Origin of the sequence: Roseburia sp., assembly GCF_041325975.1 — a bacterium.
GTDB lineage: Bacteria > Bacillota > Clostridia > Lachnospirales > Lachnospiraceae > Roseburia > Roseburia rectibacter.
This window is the reverse complement of the sequence record NZ_JBGLEJ010000003.1, coordinates 132,879-152,803: the sequence shown is the minus strand read 5'-3', so window position 1 is coordinate 152,803 and position 19,925 is coordinate 132,879. Positions and strand designations below refer to the sequence as shown.

Genomic DNA, 19,925 nt, shown 5'->3' with positions numbered 1-19,925 from the left:
TGATATACTTATAGCCAGAGTAATGGAGAGGTGCAGATATGAATTCAATTACAGGCATTATAATTGCTTTATTTGTGCTTAGCGCTGTGTTTTTTATATTGGGCAGCAGTTTTTGCTGTATATTTGGAACGGAAGAAACGACAGCATTTGAATATCTGTCCGGATTTGTAATATTTCTTACGGTTTTTGCATTAATAGAGATTCCAATTGAGCTATCGGGTATGGCATTTCATGTACTGGTATATGCAGAAACGGCAGTTTTTGTCATAATACTGACAGGATGTATTACATACCTTTTGAGGCAGAACAGAAAAAATAAAAAAATAATTTTTAAGAAACCGGATCAGGTGACGATAATCCTGTTTGTACTGATTTTGCTGCAGATCTTTTATGGAATGAACAATGGAAGCCGGATCAATGGTTATGATACATCTTATTATAACGGACATGCAGCAAATGCTTTGTATACAGATACTATTTACCAGTATAATGCAAGAACAGGCGAATATATCGGGCAGGAAAACTATGTGCATGATTGTTATCCGATGCTGATCGCATTTTTAGCAAGGATATTTGGAATGCATCCGCTTGTGGCGAGCAGCCGGGTACTGGCATGTGTAGAGATTCTGACCGCCAGTCTGATCGTGTATGAAATCGCAAGACGTCTTTCTGACGGCAGAAGAGACATTGCAGACTGGACAGTTGGAATTTATGGATTTATGAGTATTTTATGCTATGAGTTTGAGGAAACATCAGCATTTTATCTGTGGCAGAGAACGGCAGAATCAAAGTCAATGCTGGCTAATCTGTATCTCCCAATGGTACTTTTGGCGATGGTACTTTTAGCAAAAAAAATAGAAAGCAAAAGAAACTGGCTGATACTCTGTCTGATCGCATTTGCAGGTGTATCAATGTCTATCAGCGGTATTTTTATTATCACGGTAATGGTAGGAGCGGGATTACTGTCCATCATATTTGTACAGAAAAAATGGCGGTATCTGTTCCGGGCATTTGTGTGCATGATACCGGGGATAGTAATGGCAATGATTCGGATTTTGTAATGAAAGAGGGATGAAATGCTCGAAGAATGGTTTAATCTAAGTTATTTTCATACAACTTTTCTGGGGTTCTGGTGGAATGTTCTCTATATTGTGCCATATCTGGGATGTTTATTTTATATTATCCAAAAAAAGGACGAGGTATTAAAACAGATATTTGTATGGCCGTTTTTTATTTCACTGGTTACCATTTTTAATCCGTTTATTATGGAATGGGTGTTGAAAAAACTGGGATGGAGAGACCGCTACAGCAGATTTTACTGGATTCTTCCGGTAATGTTTCTGTGTGCATTTATGGGAGCAAAGCTGATCGTAAGGCAGAAGAAAGGTGCTGAGAGAAATATTCTGTTTCTGTTTCTGCTGTGTTTTTTGTATCTGTGCAGCGGCAGGGCAACGGCAATCGAACTTGATGATAATGTTTATAAGATAGATCAGTCAGTCATTGAGGTGTCAGACATGATCGGGAGAAATAAAGATACCAAAAATCCGGTTGTGCTTTGTGATGCGGATCTGTATTACTGGCTGCGTCAGTATGATCCGTCAGTTGTGCTTGCAGTGTCAAATAAAGTAATGGATCTGTACCAGTTTCAGTCAGCTTCCGGTATAGATCCGGAAGAACAGTATAAAAACAATAAAAGGGCATTATCCATGTTTACCAGAGGAGTGGAAATCGATCCTGAGACAGCAAATAAGCTGTTAAAAAAGAATAAAGTACAATATTTTGTCCGGAATACAGAGTATTATTCGGATTATTATATGGATCTGCTTGATCTGGTCTATGTTGATAAGGTAGACGGGTACGAATTATATCGCTGTAATAACGATTAGGAGGCTCAGAAAATTGCTTATTGTTTTTAAATTGCTTGTACTTACAGGCATCTGGTATATTTTCCCCACAGCGGTGGGATTTGTGGTGGAAAAACAAAGTGGTGCCCAAAATATAGATTTTCTGCAGTGTTATCTGAAGGGAATCATAATATTATTTGGACTGTTTTATCTGATCGCACGGATTGTGATTATGCAAAAGTTATCTTTGTCCGTACTGACAGAAATATGGTGCAAAGTTATGATACTTGTGATCATTTTGGCGCTGGCATTTATTTTTTGGAAAAGAAAAGAAATACGCTTGTCAGATATCATCAGGGAAGTGAAAAAACTGATACCAGGTATACTGGTTGTGATCATACTTACTGTATTTAGTGTGGGAGCAGTGACGGTCAGCCAGAAAGATAATACGGTAGAATCCGTGCTGACTATGTATACTTTTGATACGCTGTATCAGATCAATCCGATGACAGGAAAAGCACCGATGCTGCCGGTAGAAAAAGAATTGTTAGCACAGATGGCAGGATCTCCGTTAGATGCATATTATGCAGTCTGTTTGAAAATATGTAACCTGAATCCGGCTAAATTCATCCGGATGATCCTACCGTTTTTTATGTTTCCGATATATTATGCTGTCTATGTTCTCTGGGCAAGATTTTTATTCCCTGGGGAAAAAGCGGGGAAAAGATATCTGTTTCTTGCGATGATATGGGTATTGTATGCAATTCCGCTGGCAGCAGACAAGGCATTTTATTTCAGTGTTTTTCAAAATGAATGGAATGGAGAACCGTTGTTTTTCCTGGCTCTGCTGCCGTGGTCGATATTACAGATTTTCGGAAAGGAAAAAGAGCTGCGCAGTCTGAAAAATTATGCATCTGTGCCGGTACTGATCTGTTATGTGGCATCGGCGCTGGCAGGACAACTGATGTATGAAAAAGGATTTTTTATGATAACATTTGCATGGGTGGCAGTTATAGTTATGACAGGTATTATGAGGTGGAAAAATGGAAGCAGCATTTGAAGCACTCAGAGAGCAGTTTCGAAATTTTGGTACAGATGGAATAAGTCTGGCACTGACAGGTTTTGCAGTTCTTTTTCTTGTAGCAGAGAAAGAACGACTTGACTGGCGTATCGGACGGCTGGTAAAATATGAAATTTTGTTTTTTCTGCTTCTTGGAAATCCGTTTGGTTACAATAATATAAGCAGTTTCTGGATGCAGGAAGATTATGCGAAAATATTTATGCTGCTCATGCCGGCTGTTGTAATAGCAGTTCTCGTAACAGAGCTGATTTCAGCAGTTAAAAACTTTTTCACAAAGGTATTATGTATAGCTGGGTGTGTGTGCCTTATAGTTGTCAGCATGTATTTTCGTTTTGGCGAGGTAAAAATACAACTGTTACAGAATACATATAAGGTTTCAGAAGATATTGTGGAACTTGATACCCTGCTGCGTAGTGAAAATCCTGCAATTACGAATATGATTGCGCCAAGGGAAGTATGTGCACAGATCCGTGAATTAAATGAGTCGGTGCAGCTTTTGTATGGGGAAGATCTGATCAGACAGATGATAGATGGAAAAGATGTCTCTGAAGACGAAGAAGAAAAAGAATTTTATGAGGCCTGTGCAACCATTGTGGCGGTTCCACGGGCGGTAGATCATCAGATTGATGTTGCTGAGCGCTATGGCAGCAACTGTATTGTACTACGGATTTCAGATGATGATAAACCTAAAATGGAGGAAGCAGGGTATACATGTTTTGGAAAGACAGACAGTTATGTCGTGTATTTGAAAGATTAAAAATGCGACTGGTATAACCAATATAGAAGAAAACATGTCACAACCCTTGTATATTCAGAGAAAAATGTGCTAAAATAGGCACAAAACTGGCAGTACCAGATGAAAGAATGAGAAGAAATAAACTTGATTTGCGCAAGAATGCAGAATAGTGTGAAAAATATATTTTTCACACTCAAGATTTGTGCTTACGCACAAACTTGAGATGCGCTTGAAAGCAGCGCAGGAATGGAGAATAATATGAAAAAAAGACATCAGGCAGGAAAAAGGATCGCTGCTTGGCTTATGGTATTGAGCCTTTGCGTGACAGCAGTTCCGGCAGAGCAGGTGGTATATGCAGCCGGTGAACAAAATGAAACAGAGATTACAGAACTAACACAGAATCCTGAGGTGACAGAGAGCACGGAGGCGATGGGAGACTCTGAAAACGCAGAGGGGAACGAAGCAGGAGATAGTGGCGAAGATCAGATTTCTGAGACAACGGAAAATACCGGAACAGAAGAAAATTCTGAGATGCCGGCGGATACGGAGAGTACAGAAATTCCTGAGACGACTGAAAATACAGAGAGTACGCAGGCAACAGAAGATTCAGAGATGACTGACGATACAGAAAGTACAGAGGCACTTATCGGGGATAACGAAGCGGCAGACACGGAGAAAGAAGAAAGTGAGGATATTCTAAAGAAAGATGGAAATGTGACTCCGGGAAGTACCTATGCGGCAGCAACATCGATTGGACTGAATACAACTTATAATGCAACGACATCCAGAACATCTGTTACACATTGGTATAAATTTACGATGAGCAAAGCCGGTATGGTACAACTGAAATTTGCACATGCGAATTTATCGAGCGCAAGCAACAGTACGGCTTGGAGGATTGATTTTATTGCCGATCAGGTTGGTGGGTTAGTCACTGTAACAAGCGGAATGCAGGATACACAGAACCAGACGGCGAAAATAGGACTTGATGCCGGTACCTATTATGTACAGATTACCGGAACCGGAGTACTTACAGTCGGGTCTGCAGCTTACAGCTTCAGCGTACAGTATGAAGATACCTATTGTGAGACAGAACAAAATAATACGATTGCCACAGCAGATAATTATGACAGATTAGGTCAGACGATAACAGGAAGCATTTCCTCTGCATCGGATACCGATTATTATAAGATCACATCCACCACGAAAGGATATCTTTCATTTCAGTTACAGCACGATAAAGTGAGCGGCAGGCTTTCAACAGATATTTACAGTGTAGCAGTCTGCGATGCTGCCGGAAATACGTTGTATACAATGACAAGTAAGAAAGATGAGGAGAAATCCGAGTCGGTTAATTTTGGACTTGACGCCGGAACCTATTATCTGAAAGTATCAGGAATCCAATATATGGATGCGTCAGGTTCACTGACAGTTCAGGGAGCAAATGGAGAGACGTACAAGCTGAAGGTATCCTGGACGAATGCAGACAACTGGGAGAGCGAGAGCAATGATGATATAAATACAGCAGACACAATGACATCAGGCAAGGCAGTTTACGGAAGTCTGTATGGTGTCAGTGATTCTGATTATTATGGTTTTCAGACAACAAAAGACGGATATATCGTGATCAATCTGCAGCATTCGAAAGTTACAGGATGGCAGAATAAGGCTATTTATGCAGTTACAGTCTGTGATACTTCCGGCAATTCGATCTACGAAATGACCAGTAAAGCGGAAGATGAAGCCACGGATTCCATTAAACTGGGACTGTCAGCAGGTAAATATTATATTAAGGTGGCAGGTCAGAATGCATATTACGGCGGAAACTATGTGATCAAAACTACCTTTAAGGCGTGCAGTACCTGGGAGCACGAGAGCAATGATACTTACGATACAGCAAATACGGCTGTTTCCGGCACGACATACAGCGGAGATATCCGTACTTACAGCGATGTGGATTATTTTAAAACATCACTTTCTGCAAATGGTTATATCAATGTGAAACTGACGCATCCGGTTGTGAGCGGACAGGAAACAACAAACATGTTTGTGCTCAGCGTGATCCGCAAAGTGGATAAAGACCAGTATACAGAAGTCTACACTACGAAGATCCGTGGCGGGGACACAAGCATTTCCACGCCGAACCTTGGACTGCCGAAAGGTGAGTATTACATTAAGATCGCAGGAACCGGAAATACGACGGGAACATTATTGAGCGGAACGAGTTATCCTGTAAACTATGATGTATGTATCAAAGCAAAGACAGCAAGTGACCGGGAAGTGGAGTCGAATGATTCTGCTGCCACTGCAAATACCGTAAAGAACGGAAAAACTTATTACGGAAGCACAAGCAGTTCCTCGGACAAAGATTACTATAAGATCAAAATGTCAAAAGCAGGCTATCTGCAGATTAAGTTTGGACATAAAAACAGTCAGAGTACAGCAAGCTGTTATAATGTTGTTCTTTACAATAAGGATAACAGTGAAATTTATAAATTTACGAATACCGGGACAGAGACTTCTTATACATCCTGTAAATTAGGACTGGATGCGGGGGAATATTACGTATGCGTCAGTCAGGCTTCGACCCTTTATACCGGAGACTACACGATCTGCCTGACACAGAAAGCAGCTTCCGGCTGGGAGACAGAGAATAACGGTGACTGGGCATCCGCAGATAATATACAGGTAGGCAAAGCGGTAAAGGGTGTGATCACAGGCTATTCATCAGACGAAGACTATTATCGTTTTACACTTACAAAAGCACAGTATATCAATTTCAGTCTGGCACATGAAAAGATCAATGATGCGGGAAGAAGCTGGTATGTAACACTTTATAATGCAAATGCTAAGAGAGGTTATCAGGATTATGACCATATCTATTCTTATGCAGGAAGTACTTATACAGAATCATCTGCAGTCAAATTAAGCAGAGGAACCTATTATCTGAAAGTGCAGGCATTTGCAAAAAATGCTGTAGATAAAGAATATACCCTCTGTGTAAATAAGATTGGAAATAAAAAGACAAGCGTAACTTCCGTAAAATCGACAGCATACAATAAACTGAAAGTTTCATGGAAAGTTGTGCCGGCTGCAGCTTCCTATCAGATTTACCGCAGCACGAAAAAAGATGGAGATTACCAGAATATAAAAACCATCGACAGTGTGGGAACCAGTTCCTGGACGGATAGCAGTGTAAAAACCGGAAAAACATACTATTACAAGATCAAAGTAGTTGTTAAGACGCAGAATGGAAATCAGACCAGTGGATTTTCCAATGTAAAATCTGCAAAAGCTGTACCGGCAAAGACAACACTAAAAGCGAAAGCATCCAATGCAAAGAACGTAAAGCTGACCTGGTCAAAGGTAAAAGGCGCAAATGGCTATGAGATTTACCGCAGCAACAGAAAAGATGGAAAATACCAGAAAGTAAAAACTATATCCAAAGGCGGTACGACATCTTATAAAGATGGAAAACTGAAAAAATCAACGACTTACTATTATAAGATCCGTGTATATCGTAAAGTGGATAGAAAGAAAGTATATGGAAGTTATTCTTCCGTTGTTTCCGTAAAGACCAAAGCGAAATAAAAGTAAAAAGAGATACCCCGGTGGGATGATCATCATACATCCTGCCGGGGTATTTTTAAGATTTTATGAAAATTCTGGTAAGATATATTCAAAGGTTGGGTTTTATGATAGAATGAGCAGTGGATGTGAAATGCACAAATACCAGGAAATATACAAGAGGATAACAGGAAAATGAAAAAAAGGATTTTAGCAGTAATCATGGCAGTCTGCGTGAGTATGACAGCACTGCCTGCAGATGTACGTGCAGCAGAAGACAGTGCAGTTCAGACAGAAAGCACGCAGAAAACATCACCGGCAGAGAAATCAGCCCAGACAGAAAACGCTGGGAATGCAGCAGAAGAGCTGACCGGAACGGAGATGGCAGAGACAGAAGAAGCAGCTGAAACGGAAGAAACAGCAGAGACAGAAGAAACGACCGAGACGGTAACAATCGAAACAGAGACGATTGAGACAGAAGAGCCGGCAGAGACAGAAACTACGGAAACAGAGAGCACCGAGACGGAAACAGCTGAAACGGAGACAGAGGAGTCAACCGAAACGGAAACAACTGAAACAGAGACAGAAGAGCCGACCGAAACGGAGACTGCGGAGACAGAGACTGTCCAGGCAGCAGAACTTAACTACATGATGGTAGAGTCACCGTACGTTGAGACACCGGGAACGCAGAATGTGGTCTTAAGTCTTGGAACAGGCTATGAGCAGCTTTCGGATATCGTCTTAAATTATAAGAATCTGACCACCGGAAAAGCATATCAGACAAAAGCTGCAGGAATAGAAGAGGATATGATCCGGTTTACCATGGATTTTTCAGAAAATGGACAGGCAGGAGAGTATCAGATCACTTCCGTGCAGTTTACACAGGAGAAAACAAAACAGGAAATCCTGCTATCAGACCTTGGCATGGATGTAAGATTTGGTGTCAATGAACAGGCAGAGACGAACCCGGATCAGGTACTTTATGATGAAGATGCCTATGCGGATGTGGATGCTGATGTTGTTACTATGAGCGCAGATGGAGAAGTTATTTCCGAAAACACTGTGGAAAATGTGCTGGAGCAGGGAATCTCAGATGCTGTCTCCAGTGTTGCAGATAACTTAAAAGGTGCGAACAGTAATGTGAAAGTCGTACTCGATCCGGGACATGATGGCACCCATGCAGGAGCACCCGGTTTTGGAGTACAGGAAGCGGATCTGACACTTAAGATCGCCACATACTGTAAAGAAGAATTATCTACCTATAATGGTATTACTGTTTATATGACAAGAGAGAGTGCAAGCTGTCCGGCAGGCGGCGGAGATTATATTGCATGTCTGGATGCCCGTGCAAACCTTGCAAAGAATGTGGGAGCAAATGTGTTAGTAAGTTTCCATTTAAATACTGCAAACGGAACAGCGAGAGGTGTGGAAGTTTATTATCCGAACAGCAACTATAATGCGCAGGTGGGAAGCAACGGACAGGCACTTGCAAAGAAAATATGTGACAAATTGGCAGCACTTGGATTAAATTATCGTGGCACAAAGATTCGGAATGCTTCTTATGACAAATATCCGGATGGATCTGCGGCAGACTATTACGGACTGATCCGCCGTTGTAAAAATAATGGCATTCCTGGACTGATCATCGAGCATGCCTTTTTGGACAATGCAAATGATTATTATACATATTTAAGTTCAGATGAAAAATTAAAGGCACTCGGGGTTGCAGATGCTACTGCGATCGCAGAATATTTCGGTCTGACAAAAGGTGCTCAGACAGTTACCTGTACCTATACGCAGTCAAGAGCGGATGGAAGTCTGAAAATCAAATGGAGCGGACTTGATAATGTTGATTATTATGAGATCTGGCGTGATACTAAAGATGCCTATGATTATGAAAAGATCGATGAAGTATCTGATGCGACATCTTTTATCGATGATACCGTAGAATTGGGAACAAGATATTACTATTTGGTTCGTCCGGTATTTAATGACGGAACTACGGGAGAATACTCCAAATCCATCTCTGGTGTGGCATTAGCAAAGACAAACTTTACGAAAATCAAGGCAAAGAGTGGAAAGAAGGTCACTTTAACCTGGAAAAAAGTTTCGCAGGCAGAAGGATATCTCATTTATCGCAAAGACAGTGAGGATGGAAAGTATAATCAGATCGGTAAAGTGACTTCAGGAAAGACTCTGACATACACAGATACTGTGAAATCCAATAACAAAACATATACTTATAAAATACAGGCATATAACACAAATAATGGTAAACAGGGTGTCGGTGCATATTCCTCCACGAAATCAGCAAAGACACTTGCAAAAGCAAAAATTACAGGAATTACATCTTCTAATGAGGATATGTTAAAAATTTCCTGGAAAAAGGTAAGTGGTGCAAAGGGATATACCATTTCCCGTAGCACAAGCAAGAACAGCGGTTATAAGAAGATTGATACAGTAACAGGAAAAACATCCTACACAGATGATACTGTAAAAGCAGGAAAGACCTATTACTATAAGGTCGAAGCATATAATGTCAACAGCGGTACAAAAGGATACGGCGGTGCATCAGACGCGGTGGCAGGAAAAACTGCAAAGCGCACAAAGATCACATCAATCGTTTCCACAAATGAAAAAACACTGACGATCAAGTGGAATAAGATCACAGGAGCTTATGGTTATCGCATCAAACGAAGTACCGATGAAGATGGTACTTACAAAGTTGTTAAGACGATTAAATCCGGAAACACGACCAGCTACAAAGACACCAGTGTAAAAGCAGGAAAGACCTATTATTACACGGTTGAGACTATGGTAAAGACAGGAGACAATATCTGTTATAGCGGTGATTCAGCGTCCATGGAAGGAAGAACAGCGAAAAAAGCGAAGATCAAGTATGCTGTTTCAAATGGAAGTAATCAGATTGAAGTAAACTGGGGAGCAGTGAGCGGTGCCTACGGCTACCGGATCAAACGCAGTACGTCAAAGAATGGTACTTATAAAGTGGTTGCCACTTTAAAAGGAAAAAATAATACGACCTATCAGGATAAAAATGTAAAAACTGCAAAGACCTACTATTATAAGGTAGAGACGATCAACAAGGTAAATGGTAAAAAAGGATACAGCGGTGATTCCGCAGTTGTGTCAGCAAAGACATTAAAAACTACATCCATTACAGCAGTCAAGGCAACCGGAAGTACTTCCGTAAGACTGGAATGGAAAGCTGTGGATGGGGCATCCGGTTATCAGATTTACCGGAGTATGTCGAAAGACAGTGGTTATAAAAAGGTCGGACAGGTCAAAGGTAAAAATACGAAAAAATATGAGGATAAAACATTAGAAGCCGGAAAAACTTACTATTATCAGGTTCGTGCATATAAGAGCAACAGTGCTAAAAACGGTGTGGCATCTTTCTCAAAAGCACAGAAGGCATGGACGATCAAACAGGTGGTATTCTCCCAGATCACAAGTGACAGCAAAAATCAGGTCACACTTGGCTGGAAGAAAGTTTCAAAAGCACAGGGGTATGATATTTACCGGAGCGACAAGTCAAACAGTGGATTTGAAAAGATCGCTTCAATTTCATCCGGATCTACACTGACTTACACGGATAAGGGCGTAAAGAGCGGCAATACGTATTACTATAAAATTGCAGCAACTTATAAGATCAAAGGCAGTGCAGGCAGAGGAAGTTATAGTAAGGTAACAGAGGTTGCAGTCTTAAAACAGGGAAGTATTTCTTCTATCACACTCGGAGATAATAATGTATTAAATATCTCATGGAGCAGTGTTGCAAATGCAAGTGGCTATGAACTTGCCGGTGCGGTCAGCGAAAAAGGAACTTATACCACATTACAGACTTCTGGTGCAACATCCTTTACACACAGTAATCTGGTACAGGGAACGACATATTACTATAAAGTAAGGGCATACAAAGATTTAAGCAACGGAATCCGTATGTACGGACCATGGTCAGCGGTAAAAGCAAAAGCTGCAGCGCATGAGATCATGGGTACAAGCAGTGTGACAGTCGACCAGATGGTATCTTACTATAATAAACGTTATACCTTCCCAGCAGATACTTACCGTGATAAGGGAGCAGATTCTGCGGAGGCATTCTTTAAGATCTTAAAAGAAGAGGCAGAAGCCGAGGGTGTAAGAGCAGATGTATTATTTGCACAGGTTATGTTAGAGACCGGAGGATTAAAATTCGGCGGTGATGTGCAGCCGAGTCAGTGTAACTTTGGAGGACTCGGTGCAGTCGGTGGCGGTGCAGCAGGTGAGACTTTTGCAGATGTAAGAACCGGACTCCGTGCGCAGGTACAGCACTTAAAAGCATACGCAAGTACAGATGGATTAAACAATGCATGTGTGGATAAGCGTTTCCAGTATGTATCGCGTGGAACAGCCAGATACGTGGAGTGGCTTGCGATTCCGCAGAATCCATATGGAAAAGGCTGGGCAGCAGATGCGGATTATGGTACGAAGCTGCTTCGGATCATGGATAGTTTATAAACTGAATAAAGTGCAGTAAAAACATAAGAGGCTGTGAAAAATGGTACAAACATTTTTTGCAGCCTTTTGAGCTGTTATAGAATGTCTGTCATTGAATCAGTCATTCTATGGCGGGAAAACTTGCAAAGAACGGCTGATTTTGGTATAATACGCCGGTATATATATAACAGGTCTGATGCTTTAAAATCAGTTCTGCTGACGTAAACAAAGATTGAAAAGAGAAGCTATGAAAAAAAGAAAAGGCTATAAACATTTATTGAATTATTGCGCGAACTTAATCATGATTCTTTTTGAGATGATGTGTTTTTCATACGTCTGGTTCGTTTACTATAATCCATTGATGACCAATAAATTTGGAGAACGTGGTCACTGGGGAGTTATCGGACTGTATGTTTTGCTGGCATTTTTCTTTACGCAGAGTCTGGGCGGATTTCATATTGGTTACCTTGAGGCTTCCGATATATTCAGTTCACATGCATTAGCGATCATCATGAGTGCAGTTGTGGAATATTTTATTGTCGTTCTGGCAGTGCGAAGCTATGTATCGGTGTATCCACTGGTGTGTATGTCAGTGATCGAGATCATATTCAGTATCATCTGGACGATGCTGGTAAGGAATTTATATCAGAAGCTTTATCCTCCAAGAAGAATGTTAGTCATCTATGGCAATTATCCGCCGGATGATCTGATCGCGAAGATTAATTCAAGAAAAGATAAGTATAATATCTGTATGTCCGTAAGCTATAAGATCGGATATGTGAAATTATATACGATGGCAAAGGAATACGAGGCCGTGGTCTTGTGTGATCTGCCTGCTGAGGCGAGAAACCAGATCATGAAGTACTGTTATCAGGAATCCATCCGTACTTATGTGACACCTAAAATCTCAGATATTCTTCTTAGTGCGGCAGATGATATTCATCTGTTTGATTCACCGTTACTGCTGCTTCGCAATGAGGGACTTACGATCGATCAGAGATTCTTTAAAAGGATTGAAGATATTGTGTTTTCTCTGATTGGAATTATTATTTCGTCCCCACTTATGCTGATCATAGCAGTATGTATTAAATTATATGATGGTGGCCCGGTGTTTTTTAAACAGCCGAGATACACCAGGGACAATGAAGTATTTATGGTATTAAAATTCCGCAGTATGTCTGTTCATGATGCAGACAATAAGATCACCAAAAAAGGTGATGCAAGAGTGACACCGGTCGGAAAAGTGATCCGTGCCGCTCATGTGGACGAGCTTCCCCAGTTGTTTAATATTTTAAAAGGCGAGATGTCTCTGGTTGGTCCAAGACCTGAATGGAAAACAGTGGTAGATAAATACGTTGAGGTTGTTCCGGAATTTGCACTCCGTACCAAAGTTAAAGCCGGACTGACAGGATATGCCCAGGTGTATGGAAAATACAGTACAACACCTTATGATAAGGTACGTCTGGATATTAAGTATATCGAGAACTATTCACTTTGGCTTGATTTAAAGCTGATCCTTCTGACAGTAAAAATCCTCTTTAAAAAGGACAAGACAGAAGGTGTAGATGAGTATCAAAGTAATGCACTGCGAAATGAAAGTGCAGACAACGATAAGAAGCAGGTGTGAGACAGATGTATATTGAGGGAAAAGTCAGTATTATTGTTCCTGTTTACAATGCAGAAAACTTTTTGAACAGGACAGTTGACAGTATTCTGGCACAGACTTATGAAAACTGGGAATTACTGCTGGCAGACGACTGCTCAACAGATCAGAGCAGAGATATCATGAGCAGTTATACGGACGAGAGAATCCATTGTTTTTACTGTGAAAAAAATTCAGGACCGGCAGGCGCAAGAAACCTTGCGCTGCATCACGCAACGGGGCAATATATCGCTTTTCTGGATGCAGATGATTTCTGGCTGCCACAGAAACTCAAAAAGCAGATTGCATTTATGAAAAAAGGAAATTACCCGTTCAGCTTTACCAGCTATGAATTTGCGGATGCAAATGCCGTCCGCAGCGGAACGGTTGCGCATGCACCGGCAAAAGTCGGTTACAAAGAGATTTTAAAAAGCTCAACGATCGCACCGAGTACTGCAGTGTTAGACCGCAGCCAGATCGATACAGAACTGATCTATATGCCGGAGAATGTCAGGCTGGAAGATGCAGCCACGTGGATGCAGATCATGAAAACGGGTATTACGGCTTATGGTCTTGATGAAATTCTTACCATATACTGCCGTCACAAGGGTGCTTATTCGGGAAATAAATTAGATGCAGTATGGGGAAAATGGAAACTGTACCGTAATGTGGAGAAGTTTTCGTTCTTCAAAGCAGCATATTATGTGTGTGTGAATACCTGGGCAGCAGTTGTGAGGAGATTATAGGAGAGTGTGATGGGACAGAGTTTTTGGCAGAAACTGCAGCGTGTAAAGGCAAAAGACATTGGCAATATTTTCGTGTTTGCACTGGCATTGCCGGTTTCAGCGGTTTACAAAAGAAAGAGGAAAGACCTGTGGCTGATCTGTGACAATGAAAATGAAGCAAGAGATAATGGATACTGGCTTTATAAATATATCAGAGAACATCATAAAGAACAGGATGTTATGTATGCCATCAATAAAAAATCACCGGATTATGCGCGGGTAAAGGATTTAGGACCGGTAGTCCAGTATGGAAGTTTTATGCACTGGCTATATTATCTGACAGCATCAAAGAATATCAGTTCACAAAAAGAAGGAAAGCCGAATGCGGCAGTTTGCTATTTGCTTGAGGTATATGGTATACTAAAAAATAAACGTATATTTTTACAGCATGGAATTACAAAGGATGATGTGGAATTTCTTCATTACAAAAATACAAAAATGCGTATGTTTGTATGCGCTGTGGAGCGCGAATATCAGTATGTAAAAGAAAAATTTGGTTATCCGGATGGATGGGTGCAAAAGCTGGGTTTTTGCAGATTTGACAATCTGTTTGATACAAGTCAGGGAAAGCGTCAGATCTTAGTAATGCCGACCTGGAGAAACTGGATCAGTATTCCAACGACAGAGTCTTATGATCAAGAGGATATTTCTAGGTTTACGGACACCAAATATTTCAGATGCTGGAATGAGTTTCTGTGTGATGAAAGGCTAGCAGACTTTCTGGATAAAGAAAACATCAGGCTTGTGTTCTATCCACATCGGGGAATGCAGAAATTCATCCAGAGTTTCCGAGCACTTTCACCTCATATCGTGATCGCAAAATGGCCGGAGTATGATGTACAGGAGCTGCTCAAGGAATCAAATCTTTTGGTTACAGATTATTCGAGCATCGCAATGGATTTCGCATATTTGAGAAAACCACTGATCTATTATCAGTTTGATTATGAGATGTTCCGGAAAGGGCAGTATTCCGAGGGGTATTTCAGTTATGAAAATGACGGATTTGGAAAAGTATGTAAAAAGGAACAGGATATTATTGCTGAAATAAAAGCTATTGTTGGGGATGGTACCAGGATGCCTGCCGTGTATAAGCAGCGTGTGGATGAATTCTTTTGCTACAGGGACAGGGATAATTGCAAAAGAAATTATGAAGCGATTTGCAAGCTGTAAGCTGGAGTTAAAGGAGAAACGATGGAAAGATTTAAAAGGGACTTAATGAAATACAGAAAGTATATGATATACTCTGCAAAAGCTGAGCTGAAAGCAGAGGTTGCCAATTCCCATCTGGGATGGCTGTGGTGGATATTAGATCCATTGTTGTTTATGCTGGTATATGCATTCGTATCTTCGATTGTTTTTAAAGCGAAAGAAGATTACTTTATGGCATTTATTTTTGTGGGTGTGACCACCTGGGATTTCTTTAACAAAACGCTGAAACAGAGCGTAAAGCTGGTTACCTCAAACAGCCAGATCGTGACGAAGGTATATATTCCGAAGTTTGTATTTGTTATTTCCAAAATGGGAACCAATGCAATAAAAATGGCAATCTCATTTGCATTGGTCATTGGAATGATGATCTTTTACCGTGTACCATTGTCTGCGAAAATGTTTTACTTTTTCCCAATTATGCTGGTATTATTTGTCGTAACATTTGGGATGAGCATGATACTGATGCATTTAGGTGTATTCGTTGAAGATCTGGCGAATGTTGTAAATGTAGGATTAAGATTAGTATTTTATCTGTCCGGTGTATTTTATTCTATTTCTAACAGAATTCCGGAGCCGTATCAGTCCATTCTGCTCAAGGTTAATCCGATCGCACTGCTTATGGAAGATCTGCGGAGAACTGTATTATATGGGAAACTGCCGCATTATTACAGTCTTGGGTTGTGGTTTGTTTTAGGAATCGTATTGTCAGTAATAGGAATAAAGACAGTTTATAAGTATGAAAACAGTTATGTAAAGGTGATTTGATGGAAGAATATGCAATTGAAGTAAAAAATTTAAAAATAAGATACCGGTGTTTAAATAAAATTTCAATTAAAAAAAGTCTGTTTCACATGAAAAAAAGCAATACAGAGGTGTTTGAGGCATTGCATGGTGTATCTTTCAATGTGAAACCAGGAGAAATTGTCGGGATCATAGGAAAGAATGGAAGCGGTAAATCTACGATGCTTAGGGCAATCGGAGGCATTTTTTCTGCGGATGAAGGGACTATTGATCTGCATGGACACTCCATATCCCTGCTGTCTATTGGCGTTGGATTTCAGAAAAAGCTGACTGGAAGGGAAAATATCCTGCTGTCCGGAATGGTACTGGGATTTGAGGAAGATTACATCAGAGAGCGCATGAATGATATTATTGAATTTTCAGAACTTGGGGAATTTATAGACAGACCGGTCAAGACTTATTCCAGTGGAATGTATTCCAAGCTTGCGTTTGCAATCACAGCCATACTGGAAACGGAGATCATACTGATCGATGAAGTGTTGAGCGTTGGGGATGCGAAGTTTAAAAAGAAAAGTTTTAAAAAGATGAAGTCGCTGATCTCCGGTGAAAACCGGACAGTGCTGATCGTTTCACACAGTATTGATACGCTGCAGAAACTTTGTACACGTGTGATCTGGCTTCATGATGGAAAACTAAAAATGGATGGAGATCCGAAAGAAGTACTGACAGCTTATGATGAGTTTATGAGTGAATAAAGAAAATTAGATTATAAGGAAGAAAAATGATGGATAAAGAAAAAATAGATTTTGTCATTATCTGGGTAGACGGTAATGATCCGGAATGGCAGAAGGAAAAAAGAATGTATGATAAAAGTAATGATAAAGGAGATAATACCGATGTAAGATTCAGAAGCTGGGACAATCTTCAGTACTGGTTCCGTGGTGTGGAAAAATTTGCCCCATGGGTAAATAAAATACATTTTGTGACGTGGGGACATTTGCCGGAGTGGCTGGATACGACTAACCCGAAACTGCATATTGTGAATCACAAGGATTATATACCGGAAGAGTTTTTACCGACGTTTAATGCGAATACCATTGAATTAAATTTACATAGGATAGAGGGACTGGCAGATCAGTTTGTTTATTTTAATGATGATATGTTTGTAACAAATTATGTAAAGCCGGCAGAGTTCTTTAAAAATGGAATACCGAGGGATGTATTTGCGTTAAACTGTATTTATTTTGGAAAGAAAAGTGCAGGTTTCTTTAATGGAAATGATGTGGAACTGATCAATATACACTTTGATAAAAAGGAATGTATGCGTAAAAATTTCTGTAAATGGTTTAGTCCGGTAAACGGATGGAAAAGTATTGTCAGGACAACCGCACTGGCATTTATTTGGAAATGGTTCCCTGGCTTTTATTACAATCATTTGCCAAGCAACTTCCTGAAATCTACATTTGAGGAAGTGTGGGGATTAGAGGAAGAAACATTACGCGCTACATGTATGGACAAGTTTCGGACGAAATCAAACTGTAATCAGTGGCTAATGAAATTCTGGCAGCTGGCAAGTGGAAATTTTATTCCGAGGAGTATGAAAATTGGAAAGTGTTTTCATATTAAAGATCGGACATTTCCAAGTGCACTAGAGGCAATCCGTACAGGAAAATATAAGCTGATCTGTCTGAATGACACAATCTATACATCAGATTTTGAAAAACAAAAAGCACAGGCGATTGAGGCATTTGAGCAGCTCCTGCCGGAAAAATCCAGCTTTGAAAAGTAGGGGGAGAAACGGAATGAGTCAGATTCATGCAGAATTAAATGATAATGAATTAATTATCTGTTGTGATCGAGCGCGTATGACAGAAAATGACAGACAGGTCATAGATATTCGTACGTTGCAATATGGCAAAAAGTATAGTTCTTATGTAAAACTTCGCAGTCAGAAAGATGCAGATAAAATTATCTTATTTCAGGAGATGGAGATAGAGCCGTTAGATGGGATGGAGATATCTTTGGATGGTGCAAGCCTTTTGCAACAGGAAATGACGACAGATGTCAATGCTGAAAATGAGGAGAGAGCCTCTGAAACAGAAGAAGAGTTATTAATAGAGCATAAAGTATTATTTGTGTATACAGATAAGAAAAAAGTATATTATGGATATATGCAGGCTGCAAATTTTTATAAATTAATTGTTAAGTATACTTATAAAGTGCTTTCTATTAATCTGAAAAATGGATATCTGAATCTGAAGATATTGTCATATTTGCAGAATCCATGTAATCAGATACAAATTGAAAGTACGAGATTTTATATAGATGAGAAGAACAATGTAGAGTCAGACATCAAAGTTTATCCAGAAAAAATTGGAAAGAAGAAAGTATTGGCAGACTGGAATTATCAACATATAAGGTATCCACTGGCAGACTTATTGACAGATGAAACACAATTAAACAACATGTTACTGATGATGGTAACAATAAATGGAATTGATGTAGATTTTCGAATTGGAAAAAAAGAAAAGAATATACCATCAAAGCGAATGTATTATGCACCGTATAAATCAACCTTTTTCAAGGATTTTGCGATACATTTGCGAAGAACGGATCGTGGTAATTTTGCGATTGTAAAGAGACCAATGGAAGCCATTGAGTATAGGATATGGTTTAAGTTTATTGAGAGCAGACCTGTTTCGTGGCTGTTTTATCATTTGGGTAAAATATGCAGCAAATTAAGACGTAAAAATATTGATCTGTTTTATGAAAAGTTTGCAGAAAAGGCAGAAGAAGGTACTTTCGATTTATTCCAAATGGCACAGAAAGAGAGAAAAAGCAGATGTTATTATGTGATTAGTCCTGAGTCATCAGATTATGTGAAAATTAAGAATGCAAAAGGTGTAGTTCCAAAATATTCATTGAAATATTATTGGTTGTTATATAATGTAAATAACTATATTTCGACAGAAGCTCCGGCTCATTTAAATATACTTAGATCTAATAATAAATATTTTCGACTATCGACCTGCGAACATCCATTTATTTTCCTACAGCATGGTATCACATATTTAAAATGTCAGGGTTCAAGCTCTACTTTTGTATTGAATAAAGAAGGAGAACCGGCATATATGGTTGTAGGTAGTCAGAAAGAATTGGATGCCTGCACAGATATGCTTAAACTTCCAGAGGAAAGATTTTTAAATACAGGTTTGCCGATATTCAGTAAAATTCAATATATGCATATCAATGATTCATCGCCGGACAAAGTTGTGATTATGCTGACGTGGAAAAGCTACGAAGAACACATACAGGAATTTTCAAATTCTGAGTATTATCAGAATGTAATGTCAATCTACCATATGTTAGAGCAATATATGGCTGCAGAGAATATTATTATTGTTCCACATCCGAAGATGGCAAGTTTGTGCGAAAATACACCATTGAAACATAATATGTGGGAAGGATCAATATCGGAAGTGCTACAGTATGCAAAACTTTTGATTACAGATTACTCGTCAGTATGTTATAATAGTTTTTATCAGGGGGGCGGTGTTATATTCTTCCAGCCGGATCTGATGCGTTATCAGGCAGAAGCAGGCGAATTGATACCGGCAGATGATGAATACATAGGACATCGTGTATTTACTCTGGATGAATTAGAAAAAGTGATCGAAAAAGCAATTACAGGTGGAAAAATCAAGTTAGAGTCGGTCAGAAACAAAGAATTTGAGAAAAGATATTGTACAATTAATGAGTACCACGATGGCAAAAATATAGAAAGAATTGCTATGAAATTAAAAGAATTAAATATTATTTAACA

13 protein-coding genes are annotated in these 19,925 nt (G+C 39.7%); all 13 read left to right on the top strand.

The window, feature by feature from the left end:
* Positions 1-38: 38 nt before the first annotated feature.
* The 13 genes from ACDD58_RS01040 to ACDD58_RS00980 all read left to right on the top strand — a co-directional run bounded on the left by ACDD58_RS01040 (position 39) and on the right by ACDD58_RS00980 (position 19,923).
* Positions 39-1,061 (top strand): DUF6077 domain-containing protein, encoded by a 1,023-nt coding sequence (locus tag ACDD58_RS01040; RefSeq protein WP_118209346.1) that lies wholly within the window; start codon positions 39-41, stop codon positions 1,059-1,061.
* Between the two features lie 15 nt (positions 1,062-1,076).
* Positions 1,077-1,886 carry a hypothetical protein gene (locus ACDD58_RS01035; protein WP_117920422.1) on the top strand — a complete coding sequence of 270 codons (810 nt, stop codon included), beginning with the start codon at positions 1,077-1,079 and terminating at the stop codon, positions 1,884-1,886.
* A gap of 13 nt (positions 1,887-1,899) precedes the next feature.
* The gene (locus tag ACDD58_RS01030; RefSeq protein ID WP_118209344.1) at positions 1,900-2,904 is read left to right on the top strand and encodes a DUF6077 domain-containing protein; all 1,005 of its coding nucleotides are present in this window, start codon (positions 1,900-1,902) and stop codon (positions 2,902-2,904) included.
* Positions 2,888-3,682, top strand: a complete 795-nt coding sequence (locus ACDD58_RS01025; protein WP_117920426.1) for a hypothetical protein — start codon at positions 2,888-2,890, stop codon at positions 3,680-3,682. The genes ACDD58_RS01030 and ACDD58_RS01025 overlap by 17 nt, the downstream gene beginning before the upstream one ends.
* 237 nt (positions 3,683-3,919) lie before the next feature.
* Positions 3,920-7,252 carry a hypothetical protein gene (locus ACDD58_RS01020; protein ID WP_117920428.1) on the top strand — a complete coding sequence of 1,111 codons (3,333 nt, stop codon included), beginning with the start codon at positions 3,920-3,922 and terminating at the stop codon, positions 7,250-7,252.
* A 171-nt stretch (positions 7,253-7,423) separates the two neighbouring features.
* Positions 7,424-11,746: an N-acetylmuramoyl-L-alanine amidase gene (locus ACDD58_RS01015; protein ID WP_370775142.1), complete on the top strand. Its 4,323-nt coding sequence runs from the start codon at positions 7,424-7,426 to the stop codon at positions 11,744-11,746.
* 226 nt (positions 11,747-11,972) lie between these two features.
* The gene (locus tag ACDD58_RS01010) at positions 11,973-13,352 is read left to right on the top strand and encodes an exopolysaccharide biosynthesis polyprenyl glycosylphosphotransferase (protein ID WP_370775141.1); all 1,380 of its coding nucleotides are present in this window, start codon (positions 11,973-11,975) and stop codon (positions 13,350-13,352) included.
* Positions 13,353-13,357: 5 nt separating this feature from the next.
* Positions 13,358-14,113, top strand: a complete 756-nt coding sequence (locus tag ACDD58_RS01005) for a glycosyltransferase family 2 protein (RefSeq protein WP_370775748.1) — start codon at positions 13,358-13,360, stop codon at positions 14,111-14,113.
* Between the two features lie 9 nt (positions 14,114-14,122).
* Positions 14,123-15,322: a CDP-glycerol glycerophosphotransferase family protein gene (locus tag ACDD58_RS01000; protein WP_370775140.1), complete on the top strand. Its 1,200-nt coding sequence runs from the start codon at positions 14,123-14,125 to the stop codon at positions 15,320-15,322.
* A 21-nt stretch (positions 15,323-15,343) separates the two neighbouring features.
* Positions 15,344-16,126: an ABC transporter permease gene (locus ACDD58_RS00995; RefSeq protein ID WP_055194200.1), complete on the top strand. Its 783-nt coding sequence runs from the start codon at positions 15,344-15,346 to the stop codon at positions 16,124-16,126.
* Positions 16,126-16,857, top strand: coding sequence for an ABC transporter ATP-binding protein (locus ACDD58_RS00990; RefSeq protein ID WP_055194202.1), 732 nt, complete (start codon positions 16,126-16,128; stop codon positions 16,855-16,857). The genes ACDD58_RS00995 and ACDD58_RS00990 overlap by 1 nt, the downstream gene beginning before the upstream one ends.
* Positions 16,858-16,886: 29 nt before the next feature.
* On the top strand, positions 16,887-17,891 hold the full coding sequence (locus ACDD58_RS00985; protein WP_055194205.1) for a Stealth CR1 domain-containing protein: 1,005 nt from the start codon (positions 16,887-16,889) through the stop codon (positions 17,889-17,891).
* A 13-nt stretch (positions 17,892-17,904) separates the two neighbouring features.
* The gene (locus ACDD58_RS00980) at positions 17,905-19,923 is read left to right on the top strand and encodes a CDP-glycerol glycerophosphotransferase family protein (protein WP_370775133.1); all 2,019 of its coding nucleotides are present in this window, start codon (positions 17,905-17,907) and stop codon (positions 19,921-19,923) included.
* Positions 19,924-19,925 lie beyond the last annotated feature (2 nt).

Excerpts from the sequence above, each read along its gene's own strand:
- ACDD58_RS00990 (WP_055194202.1), top strand. The coding sequence starts at position 16,126 with ATGGAAGAATATGCAATTGAAGTAAAAAATTTAAAAATAAGATACCGG.
- ACDD58_RS01005 (WP_370775748.1), top strand. The coding sequence starts at position 13,358 with ATGTATATTGAGGGAAAAGTCAGTATTATTGTTCCTGTTTACAATGCA.
- ACDD58_RS01040 (WP_118209346.1), top strand. The coding sequence starts at position 39 with ATGAATTCAATTACAGGCATTATAATTGCTTTATTTGTGCTTAGCGCT.
- ACDD58_RS01020 (WP_117920428.1), top strand. The coding sequence starts at position 3,920 with ATGAAAAAAAGACATCAGGCAGGAAAAAGGATCGCTGCTTGGCTTATG.
- ACDD58_RS00985 (WP_055194205.1), top strand. The coding sequence starts at position 16,887 with ATGGATAAAGAAAAAATAGATTTTGTCATTATCTGGGTAGACGGTAAT.
- ACDD58_RS00995 (WP_055194200.1), top strand. The coding sequence starts at position 15,344 with ATGGAAAGATTTAAAAGGGACTTAATGAAATACAGAAAGTATATGATA.
- ACDD58_RS01025 (WP_117920426.1), top strand. The coding sequence starts at position 2,888 with ATGGAAGCAGCATTTGAAGCACTCAGAGAGCAGTTTCGAAATTTTGGT.
- ACDD58_RS01035 (WP_117920422.1), top strand. The coding sequence starts at position 1,077 with ATGCTCGAAGAATGGTTTAATCTAAGTTATTTTCATACAACTTTTCTG.
- ACDD58_RS01010 (WP_370775141.1), top strand. The coding sequence starts at position 11,973 with ATGAAAAAAAGAAAAGGCTATAAACATTTATTGAATTATTGCGCGAAC.
- ACDD58_RS01000 (WP_370775140.1), top strand. The coding sequence starts at position 14,123 with ATGGGACAGAGTTTTTGGCAGAAACTGCAGCGTGTAAAGGCAAAAGAC.
- ACDD58_RS01015 (WP_370775142.1), top strand. The coding sequence starts at position 7,424 with ATGAAAAAAAGGATTTTAGCAGTAATCATGGCAGTCTGCGTGAGTATG.
- ACDD58_RS00980 (WP_370775133.1), top strand. The coding sequence starts at position 17,905 with ATGAGTCAGATTCATGCAGAATTAAATGATAATGAATTAATTATCTGT.